Here is a 22,596-nt window from a genome sequence, read left to right as displayed (position 1 = left end):
CTCTTCCGCATGACCGTCCAATGCGGATGCTGCGGAGCCGAGATCACCTCTACGGACCGCATCGACTACAGGTTGAACCGTCCGGAGCAACTGCTCGGCGTGCCGGGCGAGCGGCTCGGCGCGCCGACAGGCGGGTTGCTCGTCGGGCCGGACGGCGACTCCTACATCCGTTGTCTGCTCCCGGTTCGGCTGACCGGCGGAACCGAGATCGTGTTCGGCGCGTGGACGCAGATCTCCAAGGTCGACGCGATGTACGCCCACGCCGTGTGGGACAACGACGAGCAGTACGCGAACCTGCGGATCTCCGGCACGTTCGCGAACGTCATCAAGCCGTGGGACCTGCTGGGGGTGCCCGTCGAGGCGACCGTGCTCAACACCGACGAGCTGCCCTACTTCACCTCGCACCCGTTGCTGGAGCGGGAATGGGACCGCGACGAGGTGCTGTGCCGCATCCGGCACCCGTTGCCGATCCCCGTCCGCGAGACGCTCGGAGAGGTCTGGACCGTCGAACGCAGCGAGGGCATGCGGTGCGCGGTCGACGGCCGCACGGTCAGGTTCACGAGCCCCGACCGCCGGGTGGCGCTCGACGTCTACGCCGACCTCACCGGCGGCAGCGTCAGCGACTTCCTGGGCGCGGTCCTCGACGGCTTCCCCGCGAGCGCCGAGCACTCCGTGTCGCACGACGGCCCCGAGTTGCGTCACGCGTTCTGGCTCAGCGAGGTGATCGACGGCCACGAGGAACAGGTGTTCCACGGACACGTCGTCCGTCCCGGCACGATGATCTCCGTGCGCTGCGTGCACCGCTACCCGGCGGACCGCTCGTGGGCGCAGCACGTGCTCAACAGCGTCCGGTTCATCGGGTGACGGCCTGCGAGTGCTGCGGTGCCGAGTCCGACGACTCCGGCGCGATCGACCTCGACCTGGGCCTGCCTCCCGGCGTGCGGAACCCGTCTCTGAAGGCCGGCGGCAACGTCTTGCTGGCCGACGACGCCGCCTACGTCCGCTGCGTGCTGCCCGTCGAGCTGACCTGCGACCTGGAGCTGTGGTTCGGCGCCTGGATGCGCGTGGAGCCCGAGGCCGCCCGGCACGCCCACGAGGTCTGGGACGGCCCCGGCTACGCCTCGCTGCGGTTCACCGGCACGTTCGCGCACGACGTCAAACCGTGGGACGGCCTGCGCGGCGCACCGGTGGTCGCCGAGGTCCGCGAGGCCGATGACCTGCCCGAATACGTTCAGCACCCGTTGCTCGGCACCACCTGGGACCGCGACGAGGTGCTCAGCGGATACCTGATCGAGCTGCCGATCTCGATCCGGCAGAAGCTGCCCGGCACGTGGAGCATCGAACGCACCGCAGGCCTCACCCCGCACCTGCTGGAGGAGGGCCTGCGGTTCGCGGGCCCCGGCCGCGCGGTGTTCGTGGACGTCCGCCGCGCCATGAGCACACCCGCGGACAAGTTCCTGGAGATGGCGCTGGAGGGCGCGCCGGACGTGCCGGAGGAGCAGCAGTTCCTCGTGCGCGACGGCGTCGAGCTGCGGCACGCGTTGTGGCTCACGACCAGCTCGGACGGCGTGACGCGGCACGAGTTCCACGGGCACGTCGCGCGGTTCGGCGAGATGGTCGTCGTGACGTGCGTGCACGACGACCTGGCCGACCACGCGTGGGCGCGGCACGTGCTGAACAGCGTCCGCTTCCGCCGCGTGACGCGCTCGTAACGTCAGGTAAATCCCAAGTTTGCGCGGGTGAGCTGGACCACTATCCCGGCTGGACCCACGATTCCCGCCATGAACGTCCTGCTGGCATTCGCACTCACCGCGAGTCTCACGTCTCCGGTGCACCTGCCCCCGACCGCGCCGTGCCCGGAGAACGTCCCCGCGGGCACCACCTGCTACGAGGGCCGGGACGCCAACGGCGCGTACTACACGATCGCCGTGCCGAAGAAGTGGAACAAGACTCTGGTCGTGCACTCGCACGGCGGACCTGACCTGGGTGAGCCGACGCCGGAGCGCACGCGGGACGACCTCAACCGGTGGTCCGTGATGGTCAAGGAGGGCTACGCGTGGGCGGGCACCTCCTACCGGCGCGGCGGGTACGGCACGCGGATGGCGGCCGAGGACACCGACAACCTGCGCAAGATGGTCAGCGCGATGCTCAAGCCGAGCAAGGTGTACATCCACGGGCAGTCGTGGGGCGGCAACGTCGCGGCGAAGACCATCGAGCTGTACAAGGGTTATGACGCGGCCCTGCTCACGAGCGGCGTGATGGCCGGCGGTTCGCGCGGCTACGACTACCGCGTCGACCTGCGCGCGGTCTACCAGTACTACTGCGGCAACCACCCGCGTCCGTCCGAGGTGCAGTACCCGCTGTGGCAGGGTCTGCGCGCCGACTCGACGATGACGACCGCCGGGCTGCGCGGGCGGATCGAGGAATGCCTTGGTGTGGCGGGAAGTCGCACGCCGGAGCAGCAGCAGAAGCTCACCGACGTCCTCACCGTCACGAAGATCCCCGAGGAGACGCTGAACTCGCACCTGAACTTCGCGACGTTCACGTTCCGCGACATCGTGCACAACCGGCTGGGCGGCAAGAACCCGTTCAGCAACACCGGTGTGGTGTACAAGGGTTCGCACGACGACGCCGCCCTGAACGCCGGCGTCGCCCGCTTCGCCGCCGACCCCGAGGCCCGCGCGCAGCTCGCGTACGACAGCGACCTGACCGGCAAGATCGACATCCCCGTGCTGTCGGTGCACGCGATCGGCGACCCCACGGCGTTCGTCGAGCACGAGTCCGCCTATCGCGACACCGTGCAGAAGGCCGGCCGCTGGTACAACCTCGTGCAGACCTTCACGACCGAGGCCACGCACAGCGCGTTCAGCGACTCCGAGTACGCCGCGGCCATGCAGTCGCTGCAGACCTGGGAGAAGTGGGGCGTCCGCTCCAACTCGTTCCTGATCGCGGCGTCCTGCTCGGTCCACGACAAGAAGTACGGCACCGGCTGCTTCTTCAACCCCTGGTACAAGCCCGCGTCCTACGAGTCCCGGGTCGCGCCCCGAAAGTGACCCGCGAGGCCCGGCCGCGCACACCGCCTCCGAAACGCTGTGCGCGGCCGGGCCTTGACCTCCAGATTGGTCGAGGTACGACGATCTTCGGCATGACCGATCTCGCAGACATCGAAGCGCTCGTCGCCACCGTCCAGCACTCCCAGCAGAACGAGCTCGCCGAGGAGTTCATCTCGCTGTTCCGCGAGGACGCGATCTGGACCACCGCGCACGGCAAGCGCCTCAACGGCCGTGACGAGATCGCCTCCTTCACCCGCCAGGTACTGCCCGGCGCGGCGAAGGAGGCGACCGCCACGTACGAGGTGGCGCACGTCCTGTTCATCCGGCCCGACGTGGCGGCCGTGAAGATCCGCCAGCGCCCGGTCCGCCCCGACGGCACCCTCATCCTGGACCAGAACGAGGGCTCGCCGATCTACATCCTGTCCAAAGAGGACGAAGGCTGGCGAATCGCCGCGGGGCAGAACACCATCGTGCTCTAACGCCCCTGCAACGACTTCACCTTGTCGCCGAACGTCCAGCCCTTCGAGCCGTCCCAGTTGATCGACCAGGTCATCAGGCCCTTGAGCTGGCCGCCGAAGCTGTTCCACGCCTGCCCGACCAGGGTGGGGTTCATGTAACCGCCGCCGGCACCGGGCTGCGCGGGCAGCCCGGGAACCTGCTTGTCGTAGGGCACCTTGATCGTGGTGCCCTGCACGACCAGCCCCTTGTTGAGGCACTGCGTCTGCGCGACGAAGCCCTGCACGGTCCCGGCCGAGTAGCTGTCGCCGGCGCAGCCGTACATGGACCCGTTGTAGTACTGCATGTTCAGCCACCACAGACGGCCGTTGTCCGCGTACTTCTTGACGATCGGCAGGTACGCGCCCCAGATCGAGCCGTACGCGACGCTGCCACCCGTCACGTACGCGGTCTCCGGCGCCATGGTGAGCCCGAACCCGGCCGGCATCGCCGCGAGCACGCCGTCGATGATGCGGACCAGGTTGGCCTGCGAGGCCGACAGCTGGTTGATGTTGCCGCTGCCGACCAGCCCGGTCTCGATGTCGATGTCGATCCCGTCGAAGTTGTACCTCTTCAGGATCGGCACGACGGTCGCGACGAACCGGTCCGCGACGGCGGCCGAGCTCAGGTCGATGCCCGCCGTGGCGCCACCGATCGACAGCAGAATGGTCGCCCCGGCGGCTTTGACCGCGCACATCTCGGCAGGCGTCGCGACCTTCACACCGGTGTCCATGCCGTCCTCCCACAGCACGGTGCCGTCGGAGCGGATGACGGGGAACGCCGCGTTGATCACGTTGTAGCCGTGCTGCTTGATGCGGCTGTCGGTGATCGGCGTCCAGCCGAACGGCGGGTGGACCCCGTTGGACGCGCCGTCCCAGTTCTCCCAGTACCCGTGCAGGACCTTGCCAGCGGGACGGGGTTTGAGCGCGCACGTGTCGGCCGCCTGGGCGGTGGACGGGATGAGCAGGGTGCTCATGAGCAGAAGCAGGGCTGTCAGTGCCCTCGGCAACAAGCGGGCGGACATTCGCTCACCTCTCGCATACAGGCGGCGACCCACAGTCATTAGAGCACGAAGTGGTCCAGACCTCTACCCGTCAGAGGCCGATCGTGGCGGCGAGCGCGTCCACGTGCGCGCGGAGGAACTCCTCCGGCTCGGTGAGCGTGTCCGAGGCGTAGTGCCCGAAGACGTCGAACAGGATCGCACCGATGATCGCCGACCAAAGCCCGTACACGCGCGAGACGTTGTTCGCCGGCATGTCGATCCCGTACGTGCGACGCAGCCGTTCCATGTCGGTGCGAACGGTGCGGCTCAGCGTGGCCTCCACGGGCTGGAGATCACCCGCCCGCCACGCGTCGTCGGCGAGCGTGGCGATGGCCGCGATGACCCGCGTGCCCGGCGCGACGGTCTGCTCCCCCGGCGCCGCGTAACCCGGCACGGGCGCACCGTAGAGAAGCGCGAACCTGGACCGTTCACGGACCGCCCACGCCCGCGCCGCCAGCACCGCAGCCTCCAGACGCTTGCGGTAAGAGCGACGCGACGTCGCCTTGAGCGCCTCATCGACCTCGTCCCCGAGGCTGTCGTACGCGTCCACGATCAGCAACGTGATCAGCGCGTCACGGTCACGCACGTAGCGATAGAGCGCCGACGGCACCACGCCCAGATCCCGCGCCACGGCGCGAAGGGACAAATCAGCCGGGAGAACCGAGGTGAGGTGCTCCCGGCCGACGCGCACGATGTCGCGCATCATCTGTTCACGTGCTGATTGTCGCGTCGTGGCCACGCGCCCACCCTACAGTCAACAGTGTTCTCGTTTCGCGTTTGGTCACGCGACGAGCGCGGGGTCCTTGTCGCGCTTGAGCGATCCCCACGACAACCAGCCGCGGCACGCCACGTAGGCGAAGGCGGTCGACAGCGCGACCCAAGGATCGCTGATCGATGACTGCGCGCCCTCGACGGTGTCGATGATGCTGAAGGCCAGCACCGACGCGGCGACCTTGTGGAACAGCACCAGTTCCCAGATTCCCGGCACCTGGCGCGGGCGGAACGCGAGAAGCGCCCACATCGCACTGAACACGAAATAGCCGAACGTGCGCCACCCCTCGACCATGAGCCGGTCGTCGTTCGCGGCCGCCATCAGGAAGAACCCGTTGACGAAGACGGCGAACGTCAGAACGGAGTTGAAGGCCATCACGCCTCGGCCGATGTGGTCCCAGCGGCGGGAGACGACAGGGCGTTCGGTGGTCGTGGTCATGGCGTTGCCCCTCTGCTCGATTTGCGAGAACAGTGTTCTCGGTTCGGGCAGAGTCAAGCGCACCTCTCGAACGAAAGTCAAGAACAGTGTTCTCGGTTTGGTGCGTTGGGGTGCGGTGCCGGGTCTGTTCGCACGAACGCGCGGCTGACGGGTGGCCGTGTGAGCGGATTGCCCGTTGCACAACGGCAACCTGCATTCGGGCGCAGTTACCGGATGTGCGGCCTCACCTGGGTCGCGCTTCACCGACGGGCTGGCGCGACAACTCCAGGGCGGCAGGGGATATGCCGCTGGCCCACGCGGGTGGCCGCCATGTCGCCAGTCGGCGCAGATATGGCCACCAGTCGGCGCAGATGACGGCTGTGGCAAACGATTCGGCGGCCGTTGCGTCGCCATCCCAGGCACGTTGACCATGTCACCTGCCGGAACTGCGCTGCGGCATGTCGCCAGCCAGAGCGATTGGCGTTTGCAGCGAACGACTCGGCGGCCGTCGCGCCACCCCTCCCAAGGCACGTTGGCCTTGTCGGCTGCCAGGAGGTGCGGCCCTAGATCATGCCGCCGCCAGCTCGCGAACCGCCGGAAGCACGACATGCCCGGCCGGGCTGCACACCCGGCCGGGCAACTGGTCGCACTACAGGCCTGACCGAAGCCAGCCGCCCCCTCTCTGGCCGACACCTCGATCTCCCCCGCCAGCTGGGGTCAGGCCGCCTTGAGGGACCAGAGGGTTTCCTCGGAGACCTTCCACAGGTGGGCGGCCGATTCCTCGGCCTGGGCGTACGGGGCCATGCCCCGGACGTAGTTGCCCGGCTCTGCCGGGCCGGCCTCGTTGCCGTCCTCGAAGTACTTGCCGGACACGCCCTTGAGGAGCGGTGAGGTGGCGAGGACGAGGGTGGTGGCGGCGCCCTGCTCTGGGGTCTTGACTCGGCGGGTGGTGGCGCCGCTTTGGCGGATGCGGTCTTGTAGTTCTGACTGCGTCAGATGGCGTTGGAGGTTCGTGGCGATGCTGCCGGGCATGAGGGCGTTCATCGTGATGCCCTCGCCGGACCAGCGGCGGCCCGCCTCCACGCCGAACAGGATGTTCGCGGTCTTGGACTGGCCGTAGGCCTGCCAGCGGTCGTAGGCGCGGTGCTCGTAGTGGATGTCGTCGAAGACGACGTCGCTCATGAGGTGGGCCGAGGAGCTCACGTTCACGACGCGGGCGCCTTCTGCCCTCAGGGAGTTGAAGAGGCCCAGGGTGAGGGCGAAGTGGCCCAGGTGGTTCGTGGCGAACTGGAGTTCCCAGCCCTCCGGCGTGCGGGTGAGCGGGGTTGCCATGACGCCCGCGTTGTTGACCAGCAGGTGCAGCGGGCCGTCCCAGTTGCGGGCGAAGGCCTTCACCGATGCCTGTGAGGAGAGGTCCAGGTGCGCCACCGTGATGTGCGCGCCGGTGGACTTGGCGAGCGCGGTCGCGACTCGTTCGCCCGTGTCGATGTCGCGGGCCGCGATGGTGACCTCGGCGCCGGCTACCGCCAGCGCGCGCACCGTTTCGACGCCGATGCCCGAGGCGCCGCCGGTGACGACGGCCCGGTGGCCCGAGAGGTCGATGCCTTCGACGACCTGGAGTGCCGTTGTCTCGGGACCGAATCCTGTGGTGATCATGCCTGCACCTTCAGCGTTTCCTCGGAGACCTTCCACAGCTGGGCGGCGGCCTCGGGGTCGGTCGCGTAGGCGGCCAGCCCGTTGCTCATGCCCTCGGCGTGCGGGAGCGCCTCCTCGCAGTCTTCGAAGTAGAGGCCCGAACGGCCCTCCACCAAGGGGGACACGGCGAGCACCAGCGTGGTGGCCGCGCCCTGTTCCGGAGTCTTGAGCCGCAACGGGTTCGAGCCGCCGCGCAGGCGGCGCCGCTCCTCCAGCTCCTCCGGGGTGATGTGGCGCTGCAGCGCGGTCAGGATGCCGCCCGGCATCAGCGCGTTCATCGTGATGCCCTCGCCGGACCACCGACGGCCCGCCTCGACGCCGAACAGGACGTTCGCCGTCTTCGACTGGCCGTACGCCTGCCAGCGGTCGTACTCGCGGCGCTCGTAGTGGATGTCGTCGAACACCACGGGGCTGCTCAGGTGGCCCGCGGAGCTGACGTTCACGACGCGGGCGCCCTCGGCGCGCAGCGCGGCGAACAAGCCGAGCGTCAGCGTGAAGTGGCCGAAGTGGTTCGTGGCGAACTGGAGCTCCCAGCCCTCCGGCGTGCGGGTCAGCGGCGGGGCCATGACACCCGCGTTGTTGACCAGCAGGTGCAGCGGCCCGTCCCACGCCGCGGCGAAGGCCTTGACCGACTCCTGCGAGGTCAGCTCCAGCGGAGCGACCAGAACGGCCTTGTTGCCGGTCGACGCGGACACCTCGGCGGCGACCCGCAGGCCCGCCTCGACGTCGCGCGCCGCGATGGTGACCTCGGCTCCGGCGGCGGCCAGAGCCCGCACGGTCTCGACGCCGATGCCCGACGCCCCACCGGTGACCACGGCGCGACGGCCGGACAGGTCGACGCCCTCGACGACCTCGAGAGCCGTGCTCTCGAACCCGAACGGGGTGGTGATGCGCTCGCTCATCAGATTTCCCCAACCTGTGTCGTACACTGAAACGGAGGTGCCTCCGGTTCGAGTTCCACAGTAAGCGGAGGGGCCTCCGTTTAGCAAGTGACGTACCCCATAGGAGTGATGAAGTGCGTGCAGACGCGGTCCGGAACCGGGGGCTGCTGATCGAGGTGGCGCTCGACGCGTTCACCCACGAGAAGGACGTGACGCTCGGCGCCATCGCGAAGAAGGCGGGCGTCGGCATCGGCACGCTCTACCGCCACTTCCCCACCCGCGAGGCGCTGATCGAGGCGGTCTACCGCACGGAACTGGAGAAGCTCTGCGACGCGGCGCCCGAACTGCTGCAGACGCACGGGCCCGAGGCTGCGCTCAGGGAGTGGATGGACCGCTTCATCGCCTACGCCGCCACGAAACGGGACCTCAAGGACGCGCTGCAGGCCGTGATCGCGCTGGGCCTGAACCCGTTCGAGCACAGCCGCGCGAAGATGACCGAGGCCGTGTCGAGCCTGCTGGAGCCGCTGGGCGCCGAGACCGAGCCCATGGACCTGATGGCGCTGCTGGTCGGCGTCGCCCAGAACGGCGACCCGGTTCAGGCGAGGCGGATGCTCGACCTGATCATGAACGGCGTCCTGCACGACGCTGCCGCTCGAAGCGCTCCACCAGCATCGGCGCCTCGTTGAGCAGGAACGTGTAGAAGTCCCGCATGTACTCGAGCCGGTCGTGCGCGCGACCGGCCCCGACCGCGTCCACGCCCTTCTCGACGGCACGCAGCACGTCGTCGACCACGGAGTGCTGACGCGAGTACAGCGTCGTCCAGGCGTTGTCGCGCATCCGGAAGTGCTCACGCCGGCTGCCCGCGACGTGGATCCGCTCGATCAGGCCCATCTGCGCGACCATCTTCACCGCGCCGGACACCGAACCCGCGCTCACACCCAGTTCGTGAGCCAGATCCCCCGCGGTCAGCGTGTCCTTCTCCGAGAACAGGAACGCCGCCAGAGCACGCGCCCCCATGCGCTGCATCCCGGCGCCGACCAGCGTGAGCGCCAGGTGCTCGGCGGCCTCCCTGCGATCTGTCTCGCCCGTCACAGCCACCCTGTCTTCAGAAATTTCTGAACATTCGCTAGCCTCAATCCTAGGGGAAGGGGCTGGTCATGGCCACAGCACTCGTCGTAGGGGCCGGCGTCTCCGGCCTCGCCACCGCGCTCAGACTCACCCGCAGCACGTGGGAGGTCGTCGTGCTCGACAGCGGCGCCCACCACGACCCCGTGCTGATCACCGGCCCCGACCGCTGCGCGGCCAGAAGGCTCGCCGCGCTGCCCCACGACCTGCACTACGAGACCCGCCGCAGCAGAGTCACCGGGCTGCACCCCGACCGGTTCGGCGTCACGGTCGCGTTCAACGACCACGACGACGAGTGGTTCGACGTCGTCGTGTGCGCCCAGCCCTGCTGCGAGGCGGAGCGATTACCCGGCCTGTGCCTCGACACCTGGTCCCGCGACCACGTCGCCCTGCTCTACCGCGCCGTCCGCGACACCGGCCTGCCGCTCAGCGCCGCCGAACTGCTCGCCGACGCGTTCGACATCCACCTCGACGACCGCGCCGCCTTCGCCTGGTGGGAAACCACTTTGAAGCCACACTCAATTAGGCGGGCCTTTACCCGCGTCCGGTAACTCTCCGTCCCATGACCACGTTACGGAGACGTACCTTCATCGTGGGTGGCCTCGCGGGAGCGAGCGCCGGAGTTCTACTTCCCGCACTGGCCAACGCGATCGGGTACCCCTTCACCCTGGGTGTCGCGTCCGGCGAACCATCGGCGGACGGGTTCGTGATCTGGACCCGCCTCGCCCCCAACCCCCTCAACGCCGACGGCCTCGGCGGCATGCCGAACACCGCCACCGCCGTCGAATGGCAGGTCGCCACCGACGAGCGCTTCACCGCGATAGCCCGCACGGGCACGTTCACCACGGCCCAGGCGAGCGCCCACTCCGTGCACGTCACCCTCACCGGTCTGGAGCCGGGACGCGAGTACTGGTACCGCTTCCGCACCGGTGGCCACATCTCCCCCGTCGGCCGCGCCCTCACCGCACCGGCCGTCGGCACCCAGCCCGAGCTCACCATGCTCTTCGCCTCGTGCTCGCACTACGAGGAGGGCTACTTCACGGCCTACCGCCGGATGGCGGAGGAACACCCCGACCTGATCCTGCACCTCGGCGACTACATCTACGAGGGCGCCGCCACCACCACGAAGGTCCGCAAGTTCGCGCCCGCCACCGAGATCAGCACGCTCGCGAACTACCGCGTCCGGCACGCCCAGTACAAGACCGACCCGGACCTGCAGGCAGCGCACGCCACCGCGCCCTGGCTCGTCGTCTGGGACGACCACGAGGTCGAGAACAACTACGCGAACCTCGTCCGCAACGACAGCAGCCCCGCCGGTGACTTCAAGGCACGACGTGCGGCCGCCTACAAGGCCTACTACGAGCACATGCCGCTGCGCAGCGCCCAGGCACCGACGAACGAGAACATGCTGCTGCACCGCAGGGTCCGCTGGGGCAGCCTCGCCACGTTCCACATGCTCGACACCCGCCAGTTCCGCGACGACCAGGCGTGCGGCGACGGCACGAAGGTCTGCCCGGAAGCCGACGCCGCGGCACGCACGCTCACAGGCTCCTCGCAGGAGACGTGGCTGATCGACGGCCTGAGGCAGAAGCTCGGCACCTGGGACCTCCTGGGCCAGCAGGTGTTCTTCGCGCAACGGCTCGCCGCCGCCGACGGGTCCAAGAGCATGGACTCGTGGGACGGCTACACCGCCAACCGCGCACGCATCCAGAACGCGTGGGACACCAACGGCAACAAGGGCACGGTCGTGCTCACCGGCGACGTGCACCGCAGCTGGGGCGCGAACCTCATGCAGAACTACGGCACCCAGAACCGGATCATCGGCACCGAGCTCGTCACCACGTCGATCACGTCCGGCGGTGACGGCAACGCGGCCGACAACAGCCTCAACCCGACGCTGAACCCGCACGTCAAGTACTTCAAGAACCTGCGCGGCTACGTGAAGACGCGCACCACCTCGACGCAGATGAACGTCGACTTCCGCGCAGTCGACAAGGTCACCGTGCGCGACTACCCGGTCAAGACCGTCGGCAGCTACGTCGTCGAGGCCGCCAACCCCGGATTGCAGGCGCCGTGAAGACACTCCTGATCGCGAGCCTCCTGCTGGCACCCGCCCCGATGACGTGGTCCACGGTCAACAGCGACTCGACCGGTGACCAGGACAACGCGTCCGTCTCGGCCTCCCGCAACGGTTACACGGCCGTCGTGTGGGAGGACGACCGCGACACCACCGCGCCCGAGGACCCGATCCACTCCGACGTCTGGATCCGCCTCTACAAGGAGGGCGCGTCGGTCTACGAGAAGAAGCTCTCCACCGGCGGCACCGGCAACTGGCGCCACTGGCAGCCCGACGTCTCGGTGCGCGAGGACGGCAGCGCCGTCGTCGTGTGGTCGGAGGACCCGGACGGCAACGGCTACTACAACATCGCTGTCCGCTCCGTCAGCGCGACCGGGACCGTCTCGGGTTCCGGCACGGCCAACGCCAACGCCGACGGCCAGCAGTACTTCCCCAGCGTGGCGGCGGACCCTGACTCCGCCGGCTTCGCGGTCACGTGGGAGGACAAGCAGGGCACGAACCCGTCCACCGCGCGGGTGAGCATGTTCGCGTCCCTCAGCTCCAAGTCCTACGAGGCCCAGGTCAACAACGCCGGCGGCACGCACGCCAAGCCGCAGGTCGCGATGGGCGCGGCGGGCAACGCCGTGATCGTGTGGGAGGCGGACGCGAACGTCGCCCGCAAGATCGTCGCACCGGCCGGAGGCGTGAAGCTGGCGCAGACCACGACGGGACAGGGCACATGTCCCGCCGTGGCGGCCAACTTCAACGGCGACTTCGCGATCGCCTGGCAGCAGTCGGGCGTCCGCGTCCAGTCGTTCACCGCGGCGGGCACCTCACGGGGTGCCGTGGCGGCGACGACGGGCACCGACCCGCAGATCGGCATCGACGACCAGCTCGGGGTCGCGGTGACCACGACCGAGGCGCAGGACGTCCACACCAGCGCCTACAACCCCGACGGCACCACCACGGGCCGTCCCGCTCGGCAGCTCACGGTCTCGAACGCCACCGGCAGGCAGGACGAGCCCGCCGTGGGCGTCGACCCGTGGGGCCGCGTCACCGTCGTCTACACCGACGACAACGACGGCAACGGGTTCGACCAGATCTACCTGGGCACCGGCCTGACCACCCAGGAGTGGTGAGTCAGCGCTGATCGAGCGGCCTGCGTCGCTGGTGGACCTCCAGCAGCGACGCGGGCTTCCAGGCCCCGTGCACGTCGTAGGTGTCGATGCCGGGCGGCACGATCTCGTCGATGCGGTCGAGCACGTCGTCGGTCAGCACCAGCGAAGCGCCCTCCAGCAACGACTCCAGCTGCTCCATCGTGCGCGGCCCGGTGATCGCCGACGTCACCGCCGGATGCGCCGTCACGAACGCGATCGCCAGCGCGGGCAACGACACCCCCATCTCGTCGGCGAGCTTCGCGAACTGCTCCACAGCCTCGAACTTCGCCGCGTTGCCCGGCAGCGACTCGTCGAACCGCTCGGGCGTCAGCGTCGCGCGGAACGCCTCGGCCGACGCGCCCCGCCGGTGCCTGCCCGACAGGAACCCGCTGGCCAGCGGACTCCACACCAGCACACCCATGCCGAGCCGCTGCGCCGTCGGCAGCACGGAGCGTTCGATCCCGCGCGCCAGCATCGAGTACGGCGGCTGCTCGGTCCTGAACCGCATCAGCCCGCGGTTCAGCGCCACGTGGTGCGCCTCGACGATCTCCTCGGCGGGGAACGTCGAACAGCCGAACGCCCGGATCTTCCCGTCCCGCACCAGGTCCGTGAGCACCGACAGCGTCTCCTCGACGTCGGTCCGGTAGTCCGGCCGGTGCACCTGGTACACGTCGATCCAGTCGGTGCCGAGCCGCCGCAGGCTGTCCTCGACGGCCTTCAGGACGTACCGCCGCGAGTTGCCGCTGCGGTTGCGCCCCTCCCCCAGCGGGAAGTGCACCTTCGTGGCCAGCACGACGTCGTCGCGACGGCCCTTCAAAGCCTTGCCGACGATCTCCTCCGAGTCGCCGGCCGAGTACATGTCGGCGGTGTCGACGAAGTTGATGCCCGCGTCGAGGGCGCGGTGGATGATCCGCACGCCCTCTTCGTGGTCGTTGTTGGCGACGGAGCCGAACATCATGGCACCGAGGCAGTGGTGGCTGACCTCGATGCCTGTTCCCCCGAGAACGCGATAGCGCATGTTCATGCGGCAGAACCTACGAAGTAGAGCCGACTCTAGGTCAAGCCTATGCTCGGGGACATGGGGCTGAGCATCGGACAGGTGGCCGAACGCACCGGACTGAGCGTGCACGCGCTGCGGTTCTACGAGAAGGAAGGCATCCTCGCGCACCAGGTCCACAGAGGACCGGGTGGCCGTCGCGTGTACACCGAGCAGGACCTCGCCTGGCTGCGGATGTGCATCATGCTGCGCATGTCCGGGATGCCGGTGCCGGAGATCCGCCGCTACACGGACCTGGTCCGGCAGGGCGACGGCAACGAGCTGCAGCGCCTGGACATCCTGAAGGAGCACCAGGAACGCGTCCGCCTGCAGATGGAGCAGCTGCAGGACTGCATGGACCTGATCACGCACAAGGTGGGCGTCTACCAGGACTACGTCAATTCGATCGACGCCCGCGCCGTCGCGCAATAACCTCGGGCGCATGCCCGTCGTGCTCTCGCTGAACGTCGCCAGGAAGACCGTTCCCGTCGACTACGCCCGAGCGGGCGCCACCGGCATCGACAAACGCCCGGTCGACGGGCCGCTGCAGATCAGCCCGGTGGGCCCCAAGGGTTCGGCGGGCGGTGGCGTGGCGGGTGACTCGATCGCCGACTGGACCGTGCACGGCGGCGAGTACCAGGCCGTGTACGGCTACGCCCGCGAGGATCTGGACCGGTGGCAGTCCGAGCTCGGCGTGACGCTGGACAACGGCCAGTTCGGCGAGAACCTGACCACGCAGGGCATCGACCACACGAACGCACTCGTCGGCGAGCACTGGCGGATCGGCACGGCCCTGCTGGAGGTCACCGGGCCGCGCATCCCGTGCCGCACGTTCGCCGAGTTCCTCGGGCAGCGCGGCTGGGTGAAGCGGTTCACCCGGGAAGCCAGGCCCGGCGCCTACTTCCGCGTTCTCGAAGCAGGTCTGGTCGGACCGGGCGACGAGATCACCGTCGTGCACCGGCCCGACCACGACGTCACGGTCGAGCTGTTCTTCCGCGCCGTCACCACCGAGGCCGCGCTGCTGCCCCGGCTGCTCGCGGCCGGCGACTCGGTACCGCCCGAGGTCGTCGACCTGGTGCACAAGCGCACCGTGGTCGAGCTCGACTCCTAAAGCCTGTGTCGAAGTCAGGTCCGCGACACAGGGCCTAGCCGGGAAAGTTCCGCACCCACCGCTTCTGCCACGGCGTCTCGACGGCACGGCGGTGGTAGTGCGCGCGCGTCCACGCCACGGCCTCGGCCGCCGGAACGCCCGCCAGCACGGCCAGGCACGAGATCACCGTCCCGGTCCTGCCGACGCCACCACTGCACGCCACCTCGACCTTCTCGCCGGACAACGCGCGGGCGTGCAGCGAGCGGATCAGCGCGATCGCGGCGTCGTGGTCGCGTGGCAGTCGGAAGTCCGGCCACTCGATCCAGTCGTGCGGCCACGGCACGTCGACCGGCCGGGGTTGCAGGTACACCCCGTACTCGGGGTGCGGCTCGACGAGCTTGCCGTCGCGCAGGCCGCGGCCCGTGATGACGGCGCCGTCAGGCAGTTCGATGGTCTTCACAGCTCCCCCAAGGAGTTCGTGCTCAACGGACGGCGCCCTCCGGCCACAGCACCGTGACCGGAACGCCCCTCGACCGCGCGTGGGCCACCGCGTCGGCCGTGCCACCGGGACCCCGCCCCGGCAGCCCGTCCCAGACGGCGAGCAGCACGTCGGACTCGTCGATCATCCGCTTGCTCGCCTCCATGTACGCGTGCGGGTCCGGTGCTTCGAACGGCAGCCGCACGACCTCGTCCGCCCGCGCCAGCAGCCTGTCGTAGACCGGAAGGTAGTTCTCGGGCAACGCCTCGCGGTACGTCGTGGCGGGCAGCACGGCGACCAGCGCGCCTCCCACGTCCAGCACGGCCTGGGCGAAGACCGCGTCGGCACCGTCCGCCAGGCACGACATGCCGACCACCGGGCCTGGCGCCTCGCCCACCACGGCGCGGATCATCCGGTCGACCTCCGCCTCCACCTCGGCGGAGAGCCCGCGGTGGCCGGTGATGGCGAGCCTCGTCATCCAGGCAGGATAGGCGGGCGCCGCTGCTCCGCGACCGCCATGTAGTGGACGTTGGTCATGACGCCGAGGATGTTGCCGAACGGGTCGACCACCGACGCCGTCACGAACCCCTCCCCTCGTACGCGCGGCTCGTCGTGGGTCTTGGCGCCCAGCGCCGACAGCCTCGCCAGGGTCGCGTCGAGGTCGTCGACCGCCCAGTAGAGGATCTGGCCCGCCGGGCCGTCGGACGGCGTCACCTCGAACCGGCGCTGCACGATGCCCAGTTCGGCCTGGTAGTCGCCGATGCGGAACTCGGCGTACGCGAGCACGCCGTCGGGGGTGCTCCGCTCGAAGTACGCCTCGACGCCGAGGAACCGCGCGTACCAGTCGCGGGCCTCGGTCACGTCGTCGGCGAAGTAGGACACGGTCGACATTCCTCGCAACACAGCTGCCTCCAGAAAACTTCGGGTCGGTGTGGTTCGAGCTTCGGCCGTAAAGTGCTCATCCAGTGAGCACTTTTTGCGGGAACCTGGAGACATGCGCGCTGACCGTCTCGTCGCCACCCTCCTGCTGATGCAGGCCCGCGGCCGGGTGACCGCGAAGGAACTGGCCGCGGAGCTCGAGGTCTCGAACGCCACCGCCCGGCGCGACCTCGAAGCGCTGTCCGCGGCGGGAGTGCCCGTGTACCCCCAGCCGGGCAGAGGCGGCGGGTGGGCGCTCGTGGGAGGCGCCCGCACCGACCTCAGCGGGCTGACCTCGGCCGAGGCGCAGGCGTTGTTCCTGATCGCGGGGCCGGCGGCGTCCGTCGCCCCGGAGATCAAGTCCGCGCTCAGGAAGCTCGTGAGGGCCTTGCCGCAGACGTTCCGCGCCGACGCGGAGGCCGCCGCGGACGCGACTGTCGTCGACACGGCCGCGTGGGGCGAGGACACCAGGGACAGGCCCGTCCTGGTGGCCCAGCTCCAACGGGCCGTGGTCGAACAGGTGCGCGTGCGGCTGACCTACCAGAAGCGGGGCGAGGCGCCGAAGGGACGCGAGGTCGACCCGTGGGGACTCGTGGACAAGGACGGCACCTGGTACTTCGTCGCCGGCACCGCGGACGGGCAGCGCACGTTCCGGCTCGACCGGATCCTGGGCGTGTCCCTCACCGGTGCCCCGGCCTCCCGGCCCGCCGGCTTCGAGCTCGCCGGCGCCTGGGACGAGGTCGTCACGGCCGTCGAGGCGAAGCGCTCGGAGACGTCGGCGACCGTGCTCGTGCCCACGAGGTTCCTGAAGGTCTTCCAGCACCAGCACGGACGCCACTGCACGGTCGTCGAGGAGCAGGGCGAGCACACGAGGGTCGAGCTGACGGCGCCACGCCCGCTCGACATCGCCCGCAACGTCGCCGGGTGGGGCGGTCTGATCACCGTCGAGTCGCCCGAGGTGCAGGACCACCTGGCGCGCATCGGCGCGGAGCTCGTCAGCCGATACTCGCGTGCTGCTCCAGCCGAGCCAGCCGGGTCATGATCATTTCCAGCACCTTCGCCGCGTCCGGGGCGGCCTTCTGCTGCTTCTGGAAGTGGATGATGCCCGCCAGTGCCGTCTGAACGGCTCGGCGCGCTCCCTTGATCTCCACGCCCAGCTCGCGCAATTCCGCACCGCCGGGACCGTTCGGTTCGGCGACGACGCCGAGCAGCAGGTGCTCGCAGCCGATGTAGTTGTGTCCCAGCGCGATGGCCTCGACGACCGCCAACTCCAGCGCGGCGGCGCCGTCGTCGGCGAAACCGGGCTTCTCGCCCTCACCGGCTTGGACGGACGTGGCCAGGCCGCGCGGGTCGACGTCCAGGGCGCGGAGGACGTCCAGGGCGAGGTTGCCCTCCTCCCGCACGATGCCCGCCAGGAGCTGCGCGGTGCCGAGCCCGGTGCCCAGGGAGAGCCCGGCGGCGATCTGGAGCGCGTTCCAGGCGCGAGCGGTGAACTGCGGGAGGGTGTCGCGTTCGAGGTCTTCGACCGTGAGTGCCCGAATCGCGGCGATCCGCTTCACCGAGCCTTCGAGCGCTCTCTGACAGATCGCCGAGACCGGAATGTTCATGTCCTTCACGGTCTCCGCGAGTTCATCGGGCAGATATACATTGATTTTCGGCATAACCCCATATGTACCCCCAAGTGGGGTTACAGTCAACGACGAACGCGGCAACCGTCACACTTGTGAGTGATCAGAGGGGACGGGAGCACCCGCGTGGAGGAGAGCAGCAGGCTCATCGGCAGCCGCTACCAGTTGAAGCAGAAGGTCGGCCAAGGGGCGATGGGAGTCGTCTGGCAGGCCTACGACGAGCAACTACACCGCGTGGTGGCCGCCAAGGAACTGCTCGCGCTGGACGGCCTCGACGACGCCAGGGTGGACCGTGCGAAGGCCAGGGCCATGCGCGAGGCGCGTCTTGCCGCCCGCCTGGAGCACCCCAACGCCATCCGCGTCTACGACGTCGTGGAGGAGGACAGCCGCCCCTGGCTGATCATGGAGTACCTGCCCTCCCGCAGCCTCGCCGCCGTCATCACCGAGCAGGGCACGCTGCCGCCGCGCGAGGTCGCCCGGATCGGGTGCTACACCGCCGCCGCGCTGGCCGCCGCGCACCGCCACGGCATCCAGCACCGGGACGTGAAGCCCGGCAACGTGCTGATCGGCGACCAGGAAGTCAAGATCACCGACTTCGGCATCTCCCGCGCCACCGACGACGGCACCGCCACCGCGACCGGCACCGTCGGCACGCCCGCGTTCTTCTCCCCGGAGGTCGCGCGCGGCGAGGACGCGGGCCTGCCCTCCGACGTCTTCTCGCTCGGCGCCACGCTCTACAACGCCGTCGAGGGCGGCCCGCCGTTCGGCACCGCGGACAACCACCTCGCGATGCTGCACCGCGTCGCCGGCGGTTCGATCATGCCTCCGGCCAACGCGGGTCCCCTGCTGTCCCCGGTGCTGTTCCGGCTGCTCGCGACCGACCCCGAGCGCCGCCCGAGCATGCAGGAGGCCGTGCACCTGCTGGCCGCCGTCGTGAACGAGACGCCGCAGGTGTCCGAGGCGACCGTGATCATCCCGGCGACCGTGCAGCTCCCGATCGAGGCCCAACCGGCCGAGAAGGCGAAGCAGGAGGCCGCGGCCGCCGCGGCCGGTCTGGTCGCGGGTGCGGCAGCCGTGGAGGCGGCCGGCCTGACCGCTCCGCCCGTGAAGCCCGAACCAGAACCGGAGCCTGAGACCACGCCGGAACCGGCGCCGGAGCCTGTGGCGGAACCGGCCGCGGAGCCCGTCGTGGAACAGGCTGCACCGGTCGCGCCCCCGGAACAGGCGGCTCCGGAACCCGAGGCCCGCCCGACCGTCGTGGCCCCCACCCCGGCCCCCACCGTCCCGGCTCCGACTCCCCCGGCCGCCACCCCGCCCGTCCCCCCGGCGGAACCCGACGAGAACCGCCGCAAGTTCCCGCTGGTCCCCATCGCGATCGTGCTGCTCGTGATCGCCGTGGGCGTGGGCTCGTTCCTGCTGTGGCCCAAGGGCGAGAAGAACAACGCCCAGCCGCCGGCCACCGGCCAGACGGGCACGAGCACCACGTCGAACCAGCCGACGACGAGCCAGAACCAGCCTCCCGCGTCGGACCCGGCGAACAGCCAGACGCCGCCCCCGGCGAACTCCGAGACGAACCCGCCCGCGAGCACCCCGGGCCAGGGTCAGCCGGAACCGCCCGCGGGACCGAAGAACGCGCAGGAGGCGATCACCGCGTACTACGCGCTGATCCCCGGCGACCTGCAGACCGGCTGGTCCCTGCTCACCGAGAGCTTCAAGGCCGGGCGAGGGCTGACCTACGACGGCTACCAGGGTTTCTGGCGCCAGTACACCTCGGTGCAGCTGTCGAACTTCGTGCCGCAGGGCGACAACGCCGTGACCGTGACGCTGCAGTACATGCAGGGCTCGAACGTCGCCATGACCGAGACGCCCACGTTCACGTTCGTGCAGCAGAACGGGAAGTGGCTGATCAACAGTCAGGGATGATCTCCGCATGACTCGACGCGCACTCGTCACCGGAGCCTCCCGCGGCATCGGCGCCGCCATCGCCCACGCGCTCGCGGCGGCCGGCCACCAGGTCGCCGTCCACTACCGCTCCGGCGCGGACGAAGCACGACAGGTGGCCGCGAACCTGCCCGGCGACGGCCACGTGACCGTCCAGGGAGACCTCGGCGCGAACCAGGCGGAGCAGATCGTCAGCGAGACCGTCGAGAAGCTCGGCGGTCTCGACGTCCTGGTCAACAACGCGGGCATCTACTTCCACCACCCGATCGCGACGACCGGGTTCGAGGAGTGGCAGCAGGCCTGGCGCCGCACGGTCGAGCTCAACCTGTACGGACCGGCCGACCTCGCCTGGCACGCCGTGCGGCACATGACCGAGGGCGGCCGCATCATCAACGTCGGCTCGCGGGGCGCGTACCGGGGTGAGCCGGACGCTCCCGCGTATGGCGCGGCCAAGGCGGGCCTGCACGCGATGACCCAGTCGCTCGCGCAGTCACTGGCGCCGCAGGGCATCGCGGTCGCGGCCGTCGCGCCGGGGTTCGTGCGGACCGGCATGGTCACCGACCTCCTGGCGAGCCCCGCCGGCGACGCGATCCGGGCGCAGAGCCCGTTCGGGCGCGTGGGAGAGCCGGACGAGGTCGCCTCGGCCGTCGCCTGGCTCGCGTCGGAAAGCGCTCTCTGGGCCAGCGGCACGGTCATGGATGTGAACGGGGCCTCCTACCTGCGGTGACGTTTCCGCAGGTAGACCGGGATCAGTTCCGGTACCTAGTCGATCTTCCCGCAACCGGTCTAGACCACTAACGTCGCCGTGGGCGCTCGACGAAGTGGAAGGCCTCCCTGCAATGCGTTCATTCCGCTCCCGCCTCGGTGCCGCCGGCCTAGCGCTGGCCGCCGCCGCGGCGACACTGACAGTCATGGCGCCTGCCGCGCAGGCCGCCTACCCCGCCGGGTTCAAGAGCGTCGGCTACATGCCGTCGTGGTCCGGCGACGTGAACTCCCTCCCCTACAACAAGCTCACGCACATCAACTACTCGTTCGTGCTGCCGAACGGCAACGGGACGCTCCAGGGCGTGCCGGACCCCGGGAAGCTGCAGACGCTGGTGAGCCGCGGTCACGCCGCGGGCGTCAAGGTCTCGATCGCGGTCGGCGGCTGGAACGACGGCAACGACTCGGCGTTCGAGCAGCTCGCCGGCAACGCGAGCTCGCGCACGACGTTCGTCAACAGCCTGGTCAACCTCGTCAACCAGTACAACCTCGACGGCGTCGACATGGACTGGGAGTACCCGGACCCGGGCACCTCGGCGAACAACTACACCGCGATGATGCAGCAGCTGGGCAACGAGCTGCACAGCCGCGGCAAGCTGCTCACGGCCGCGGTCGTGAGTGAAGGCGGCACGGCGAACGGCGTGCAGCCCGCGGTGTTCGGCATCGTCGACTGGCTGAACATCATGGCCTACGACGGCGGCAGCCCGCACGCGAACTACGACTGGTCGATCGCTTCCGTCAACTTCTGGAAGAACCGCGGACTGCCCGCCAGCAAGGCGGTTCTCGGTGTGCCGTTCTACAGCCGGCCGACCTACATCTCCTACCGAGACCTCGTCGCGCAGGACCCGGCCAACGCCAACCGCGACAGCTACAACGGCAACCAGTACAACGGCATCCCCACGATCAAGCGCAAGACGACGTGGGCGCTGGCCAACGCGGGCGGCATCATGAACTGGGAGCTCTCCCAGGACACGACCGGCAGCACCAGCCTGCTCAACGCCATCTGGGAGACCGCCGGCAACGGCAACCCCCAGCCTCCGACCGGCGGCACCATCACCGGTTTCGGCGGCAAGTGCGTCGACGTGGCCGCGGCGAACTCCGCCAACGGCTCCGCGGTACAGCTCTACTCCTGCAACGGCACCAACGCCCAGCAGTGGACCCGCAACGGCAACACGTTGCGCGCGTTGGGCAAGTGCCTCGACGCGTCCGGCACCGCCAACGGCGCCGTGACGCAACTGTGGGACTGCACGGGTGCGGGCAACCAGCAGTGGACGGCCGAGGCCAACGGTCAGCTGCGCAACGCGGCGTCAGGAAGGTGTCTCGACGCCACCGGCAACAGCTCCGCCGACGGCACCAGGCTTCAGCTCTGGGACTGCGCCGGAACCGCCAACCAGCGGTGGACGATCAACGCCTGAACCTCCTGACTTCAGGAACTTCAGGCCGATGACGCAGGCGATGATCCCGGTGAGGAACACGATCTTCCACACGGAGACCGACTCCTCGCCGGTGATCATCGCCCACGCCACCGTCAGGGCAGCACCGATGCCGACCCATACGGCGTACGCGGTCCCGACGGGAATGCGTTTCATACCAAAGGAAAGCCCGACCATGCTCAGCGTGGCTGCGACCACGAACAGCACGTAGGCCCCTTGGGACAGCGCCGTCGCCCAGACCGCTTCGAGCACGGCGCTCACCAGCAACACGGCCCAGTACATCAGCTCACCACCTTCAGGCCCGCGACGCAGCCGATCAACGCGACCAGCAGCAAAGCGCGCGCCACTCCGAGCTTCTCCTCACCGCGCAGCACCGCGACGAGCACCGTGAGCACGGCTCCCACGCCGACCCACACCGCGTACGCCGTGCCGACCGGGATCCCCCGCATCGCCCACGCGAGCCCGACGAGGCTCAGCGTCATGGTCACGGCCCACACCACCACCGGCCACGGACGGCGGAACCCGTTCGACGCCGCCAGCGCCGTGGCCCACACGGCCTCCAGCACCCCGGAGACCACCAGCACAACCCAGTACATTGGTACGACCGTACCAGAACC

The 22,596-nt window shown here is 69.4% G+C and carries 27 protein-coding genes; 14 read left to right on the top strand and 13 right to left on the bottom strand.

The window, feature by feature from the left end:
- Nucleotides 1-9: 9 nt before the first annotated feature.
- The 4 genes from ACFWN2_RS09135 to ACFWN2_RS09120 all read left to right on the top strand — a co-directional run bounded on the left by ACFWN2_RS09135 (nt 10) and on the right by ACFWN2_RS09120 (nt 3,532).
- The gene (locus ACFWN2_RS09135; RefSeq protein WP_382426059.1) at nt 10-864 is read left to right on the top strand and encodes a hypothetical protein; all 855 of its coding nucleotides are present in this window, start codon (nt 10-12) and stop codon (nt 862-864) included.
- Nucleotides 861-1,712 (top strand): hypothetical protein, encoded by an 852-nt coding sequence (locus ACFWN2_RS09130; RefSeq protein WP_382426058.1) that lies wholly within the window; start codon nt 861-863, stop codon nt 1,710-1,712. The genes ACFWN2_RS09135 and ACFWN2_RS09130 overlap by 4 nt, the downstream gene beginning before the upstream one ends.
- Before the next feature lie 69 nt (nt 1,713-1,781).
- A complete protein-coding gene (locus ACFWN2_RS09125; RefSeq protein ID WP_382426057.1) occupies nt 1,782-3,053 on the top strand; it encodes an alpha/beta hydrolase family protein in 1,272 nt (423 codons plus the stop codon).
- 92 nt (nt 3,054-3,145) lie between these two features.
- Entirely contained in the window at nt 3,146-3,532 is a 387-nt protein-coding gene (locus ACFWN2_RS09120) for an SgcJ/EcaC family oxidoreductase (protein ID WP_382426056.1), read from the top strand.
- Here ACFWN2_RS09120 and ACFWN2_RS09115 read toward each other — a convergent pair.
- From ACFWN2_RS09115 to ACFWN2_RS09095, 5 genes are all read right to left on the bottom strand, one after another.
- Nucleotides 3,529-4,572 (bottom strand): chitinase, encoded by a 1,044-nt coding sequence (locus ACFWN2_RS09115; RefSeq protein ID WP_382426055.1) that lies wholly within the window; start codon nt 4,570-4,572, stop codon nt 3,529-3,531. The genes ACFWN2_RS09120 and ACFWN2_RS09115 overlap by 4 nt on opposite strands.
- Nucleotides 4,573-4,642: 70 nt before the next feature.
- Entirely contained in the window at nt 4,643-5,329 is a 687-nt protein-coding gene (locus tag ACFWN2_RS09110; protein ID WP_382426054.1) for a TetR/AcrR family transcriptional regulator, read from the bottom strand.
- A 42-nt stretch (nt 5,330-5,371) separates the two neighbouring features.
- On the bottom strand, nt 5,372-5,800 hold the full coding sequence (locus tag ACFWN2_RS09105) for a hypothetical protein (protein WP_382426053.1): 429 nt from the start codon (nt 5,798-5,800) through the stop codon (nt 5,372-5,374).
- A 696-nt stretch (nt 5,801-6,496) separates the two neighbouring features.
- Nucleotides 6,497-7,435: an SDR family NAD(P)-dependent oxidoreductase gene (locus ACFWN2_RS09100; protein WP_382426051.1), complete on the bottom strand. Its 939-nt coding sequence runs from the start codon at nt 7,433-7,435 to the stop codon at nt 6,497-6,499.
- Nucleotides 7,432-8,376: an SDR family NAD(P)-dependent oxidoreductase gene (locus ACFWN2_RS09095; RefSeq protein ID WP_382426050.1), complete on the bottom strand. Its 945-nt coding sequence runs from the start codon at nt 8,374-8,376 to the stop codon at nt 7,432-7,434. Before ACFWN2_RS09095 ends, ACFWN2_RS09100 begins: the two co-directional genes overlap by 4 nt.
- Nucleotides 8,377-8,489: 113 nt before the next feature.
- Between ACFWN2_RS09095 and ACFWN2_RS09090 the strand changes: the two genes are divergently transcribed.
- A complete protein-coding gene (locus ACFWN2_RS09090; RefSeq protein WP_382426049.1) occupies nt 8,490-9,041 on the top strand; it encodes a TetR/AcrR family transcriptional regulator in 552 nt (183 codons plus the stop codon).
- Here the strand turns inward: ACFWN2_RS09090 and ACFWN2_RS09085 are convergent.
- Nucleotides 8,977-9,447 carry a GbsR/MarR family transcriptional regulator gene (locus tag ACFWN2_RS09085; protein ID WP_382426047.1) on the bottom strand — a complete coding sequence of 157 codons (471 nt, stop codon included), beginning with the start codon at nt 9,445-9,447 and terminating at the stop codon, nt 8,977-8,979. The two genes, ACFWN2_RS09090 and ACFWN2_RS09085, sit on opposite strands and share 65 nt — an antisense overlap.
- A 65-nt stretch (nt 9,448-9,512) precedes the next feature.
- On the opposite strand from ACFWN2_RS09085, the gene ACFWN2_RS09080 reads away from it, so the two are divergent.
- From ACFWN2_RS09080 to ACFWN2_RS09070, 3 genes are read left to right on the top strand one after another with little or no spacing between them, the layout of a single operon-like run.
- A complete protein-coding gene (locus tag ACFWN2_RS09080) occupies nt 9,513-10,031 on the top strand; it encodes an NAD(P)-binding protein (protein WP_382426046.1) in 519 nt (172 codons plus the stop codon).
- 11 nt (nt 10,032-10,042) lie between these two features.
- Nucleotides 10,043-11,557: an alkaline phosphatase D family protein gene (locus ACFWN2_RS09075; RefSeq protein ID WP_382426044.1), complete on the top strand. Its 1,515-nt coding sequence runs from the start codon at nt 10,043-10,045 to the stop codon at nt 11,555-11,557.
- Nucleotides 11,554-12,675 (top strand): hypothetical protein, encoded by a 1,122-nt coding sequence (locus tag ACFWN2_RS09070; protein ID WP_382426043.1) that lies wholly within the window; start codon nt 11,554-11,556, stop codon nt 12,673-12,675. The genes ACFWN2_RS09075 and ACFWN2_RS09070 overlap by 4 nt, the downstream gene beginning before the upstream one ends.
- Before the next feature lies 1 nt (nt 12,676).
- Here the strand turns inward: ACFWN2_RS09070 and ACFWN2_RS09065 are convergent, their stop codons facing one another.
- Entirely contained in the window at nt 12,677-13,711 is a 1,035-nt protein-coding gene (locus tag ACFWN2_RS09065) for an aldo/keto reductase (protein ID WP_382427419.1), read from the bottom strand.
- A 60-nt stretch (nt 13,712-13,771) separates the two neighbouring features.
- On the opposite strand from ACFWN2_RS09065, the gene ACFWN2_RS09060 reads away from it, so the two are divergent.
- Complete coding sequence (locus ACFWN2_RS09060; protein WP_382426041.1) at nt 13,772-14,161, top strand: MerR family transcriptional regulator; 390 nt, start codon at nt 13,772-13,774, stop codon at nt 14,159-14,161.
- Between the two features lie 10 nt (nt 14,162-14,171).
- Nucleotides 14,172-14,840, top strand: a complete 669-nt coding sequence (locus ACFWN2_RS09055) for an MOSC domain-containing protein (RefSeq protein WP_382426040.1) — start codon at nt 14,172-14,174, stop codon at nt 14,838-14,840.
- A gap of 34 nt (nt 14,841-14,874) precedes the next feature.
- Here ACFWN2_RS09055 and ACFWN2_RS09050 read toward each other — a convergent pair whose 3' ends face one another.
- Genes ACFWN2_RS09050 through ACFWN2_RS09040 form a run of 3 tightly spaced genes read right to left on the bottom strand, consistent with a single transcriptional unit; the run spans nt 14,875 to nt 16,188 of the window.
- Complete coding sequence (locus tag ACFWN2_RS09050) at nt 14,875-15,279, bottom strand: protein-tyrosine phosphatase family protein (protein ID WP_382426038.1); 405 nt, start codon at nt 15,277-15,279, stop codon at nt 14,875-14,877.
- Between the two features lie 22 nt (nt 15,280-15,301).
- Complete coding sequence (locus tag ACFWN2_RS09045) at nt 15,302-15,775, bottom strand: hypothetical protein (RefSeq protein WP_382426036.1); 474 nt, start codon at nt 15,773-15,775, stop codon at nt 15,302-15,304.
- Nucleotides 15,772-16,188 (bottom strand): VOC family protein, encoded by a 417-nt coding sequence (locus ACFWN2_RS09040; protein ID WP_382426035.1) that lies wholly within the window; start codon nt 16,186-16,188, stop codon nt 15,772-15,774. The genes ACFWN2_RS09045 and ACFWN2_RS09040 overlap by 4 nt, the downstream gene beginning before the upstream one ends.
- A gap of 103 nt (nt 16,189-16,291) precedes the next feature.
- Here ACFWN2_RS09040 and ACFWN2_RS09035 point away from each other — a divergent pair, with 103 nt between their 5' ends.
- Entirely contained in the window at nt 16,292-17,257 is a 966-nt protein-coding gene (locus tag ACFWN2_RS09035; protein ID WP_382426033.1) for a helix-turn-helix transcriptional regulator, read from the top strand.
- On the opposite strand, the gene ACFWN2_RS09030 is transcribed toward ACFWN2_RS09035, so the two are convergent.
- Nucleotides 17,211-17,822: a Clp protease N-terminal domain-containing protein gene (locus ACFWN2_RS09030; protein WP_382426032.1), complete on the bottom strand. Its 612-nt coding sequence runs from the start codon at nt 17,820-17,822 to the stop codon at nt 17,211-17,213. The two genes, ACFWN2_RS09035 and ACFWN2_RS09030, sit on opposite strands and share 47 nt — an antisense overlap.
- A gap of 147 nt (nt 17,823-17,969) precedes the next feature.
- Here ACFWN2_RS09030 and ACFWN2_RS09025 point away from each other — a divergent pair, with 147 nt between their 5' ends.
- The 3 genes from ACFWN2_RS09025 (at nt 17,970) to ACFWN2_RS09015 (ending at nt 21,961) form a co-directional block, all read left to right on the top strand.
- Nucleotides 17,970-19,766 carry a protein kinase gene (locus tag ACFWN2_RS09025; protein WP_382426031.1) on the top strand — a complete coding sequence of 599 codons (1,797 nt, stop codon included), beginning with the start codon at nt 17,970-17,972 and terminating at the stop codon, nt 19,764-19,766.
- A gap of 7 nt (nt 19,767-19,773) precedes the next feature.
- Nucleotides 19,774-20,511 (top strand): SDR family NAD(P)-dependent oxidoreductase, encoded by a 738-nt coding sequence (locus tag ACFWN2_RS09020; protein ID WP_382426029.1) that lies wholly within the window; start codon nt 19,774-19,776, stop codon nt 20,509-20,511.
- Between the two features lie 184 nt (nt 20,512-20,695).
- On the top strand, nt 20,696-21,961 hold the full coding sequence (locus ACFWN2_RS09015) for a glycosyl hydrolase family 18 protein (protein ID WP_382426028.1): 1,266 nt from the start codon (nt 20,696-20,698) through the stop codon (nt 21,959-21,961).
- Here the strand turns inward: ACFWN2_RS09015 and ACFWN2_RS09010 are convergent.
- Nucleotides 21,854-22,261: a DMT family transporter gene (locus ACFWN2_RS09010; RefSeq protein WP_382426027.1), complete on the bottom strand. Its 408-nt coding sequence runs from the start codon at nt 22,259-22,261 to the stop codon at nt 21,854-21,856. The two genes, ACFWN2_RS09015 and ACFWN2_RS09010, sit on opposite strands and share 108 nt — an antisense overlap.
- Nucleotides 22,261-22,575, bottom strand: coding sequence for a DMT family transporter (locus ACFWN2_RS09005; protein ID WP_382426026.1), 315 nt, complete (start codon nt 22,573-22,575; stop codon nt 22,261-22,263). The genes ACFWN2_RS09010 and ACFWN2_RS09005 overlap by 1 nt, the downstream gene beginning before the upstream one ends.
- Nucleotides 22,576-22,596 lie beyond the last annotated feature (21 nt).

It is taken from the genome of Lentzea sp. NPDC058436 (assembly GCF_042721515.1).
Classification (GTDB): Bacteria; Actinomycetota; Actinomycetes; order Mycobacteriales; family Pseudonocardiaceae; genus Lentzea.
Note: the sequence above shows the minus strand (reverse complement) of the source record. Positions and strands in the feature narration are given on the sequence as shown.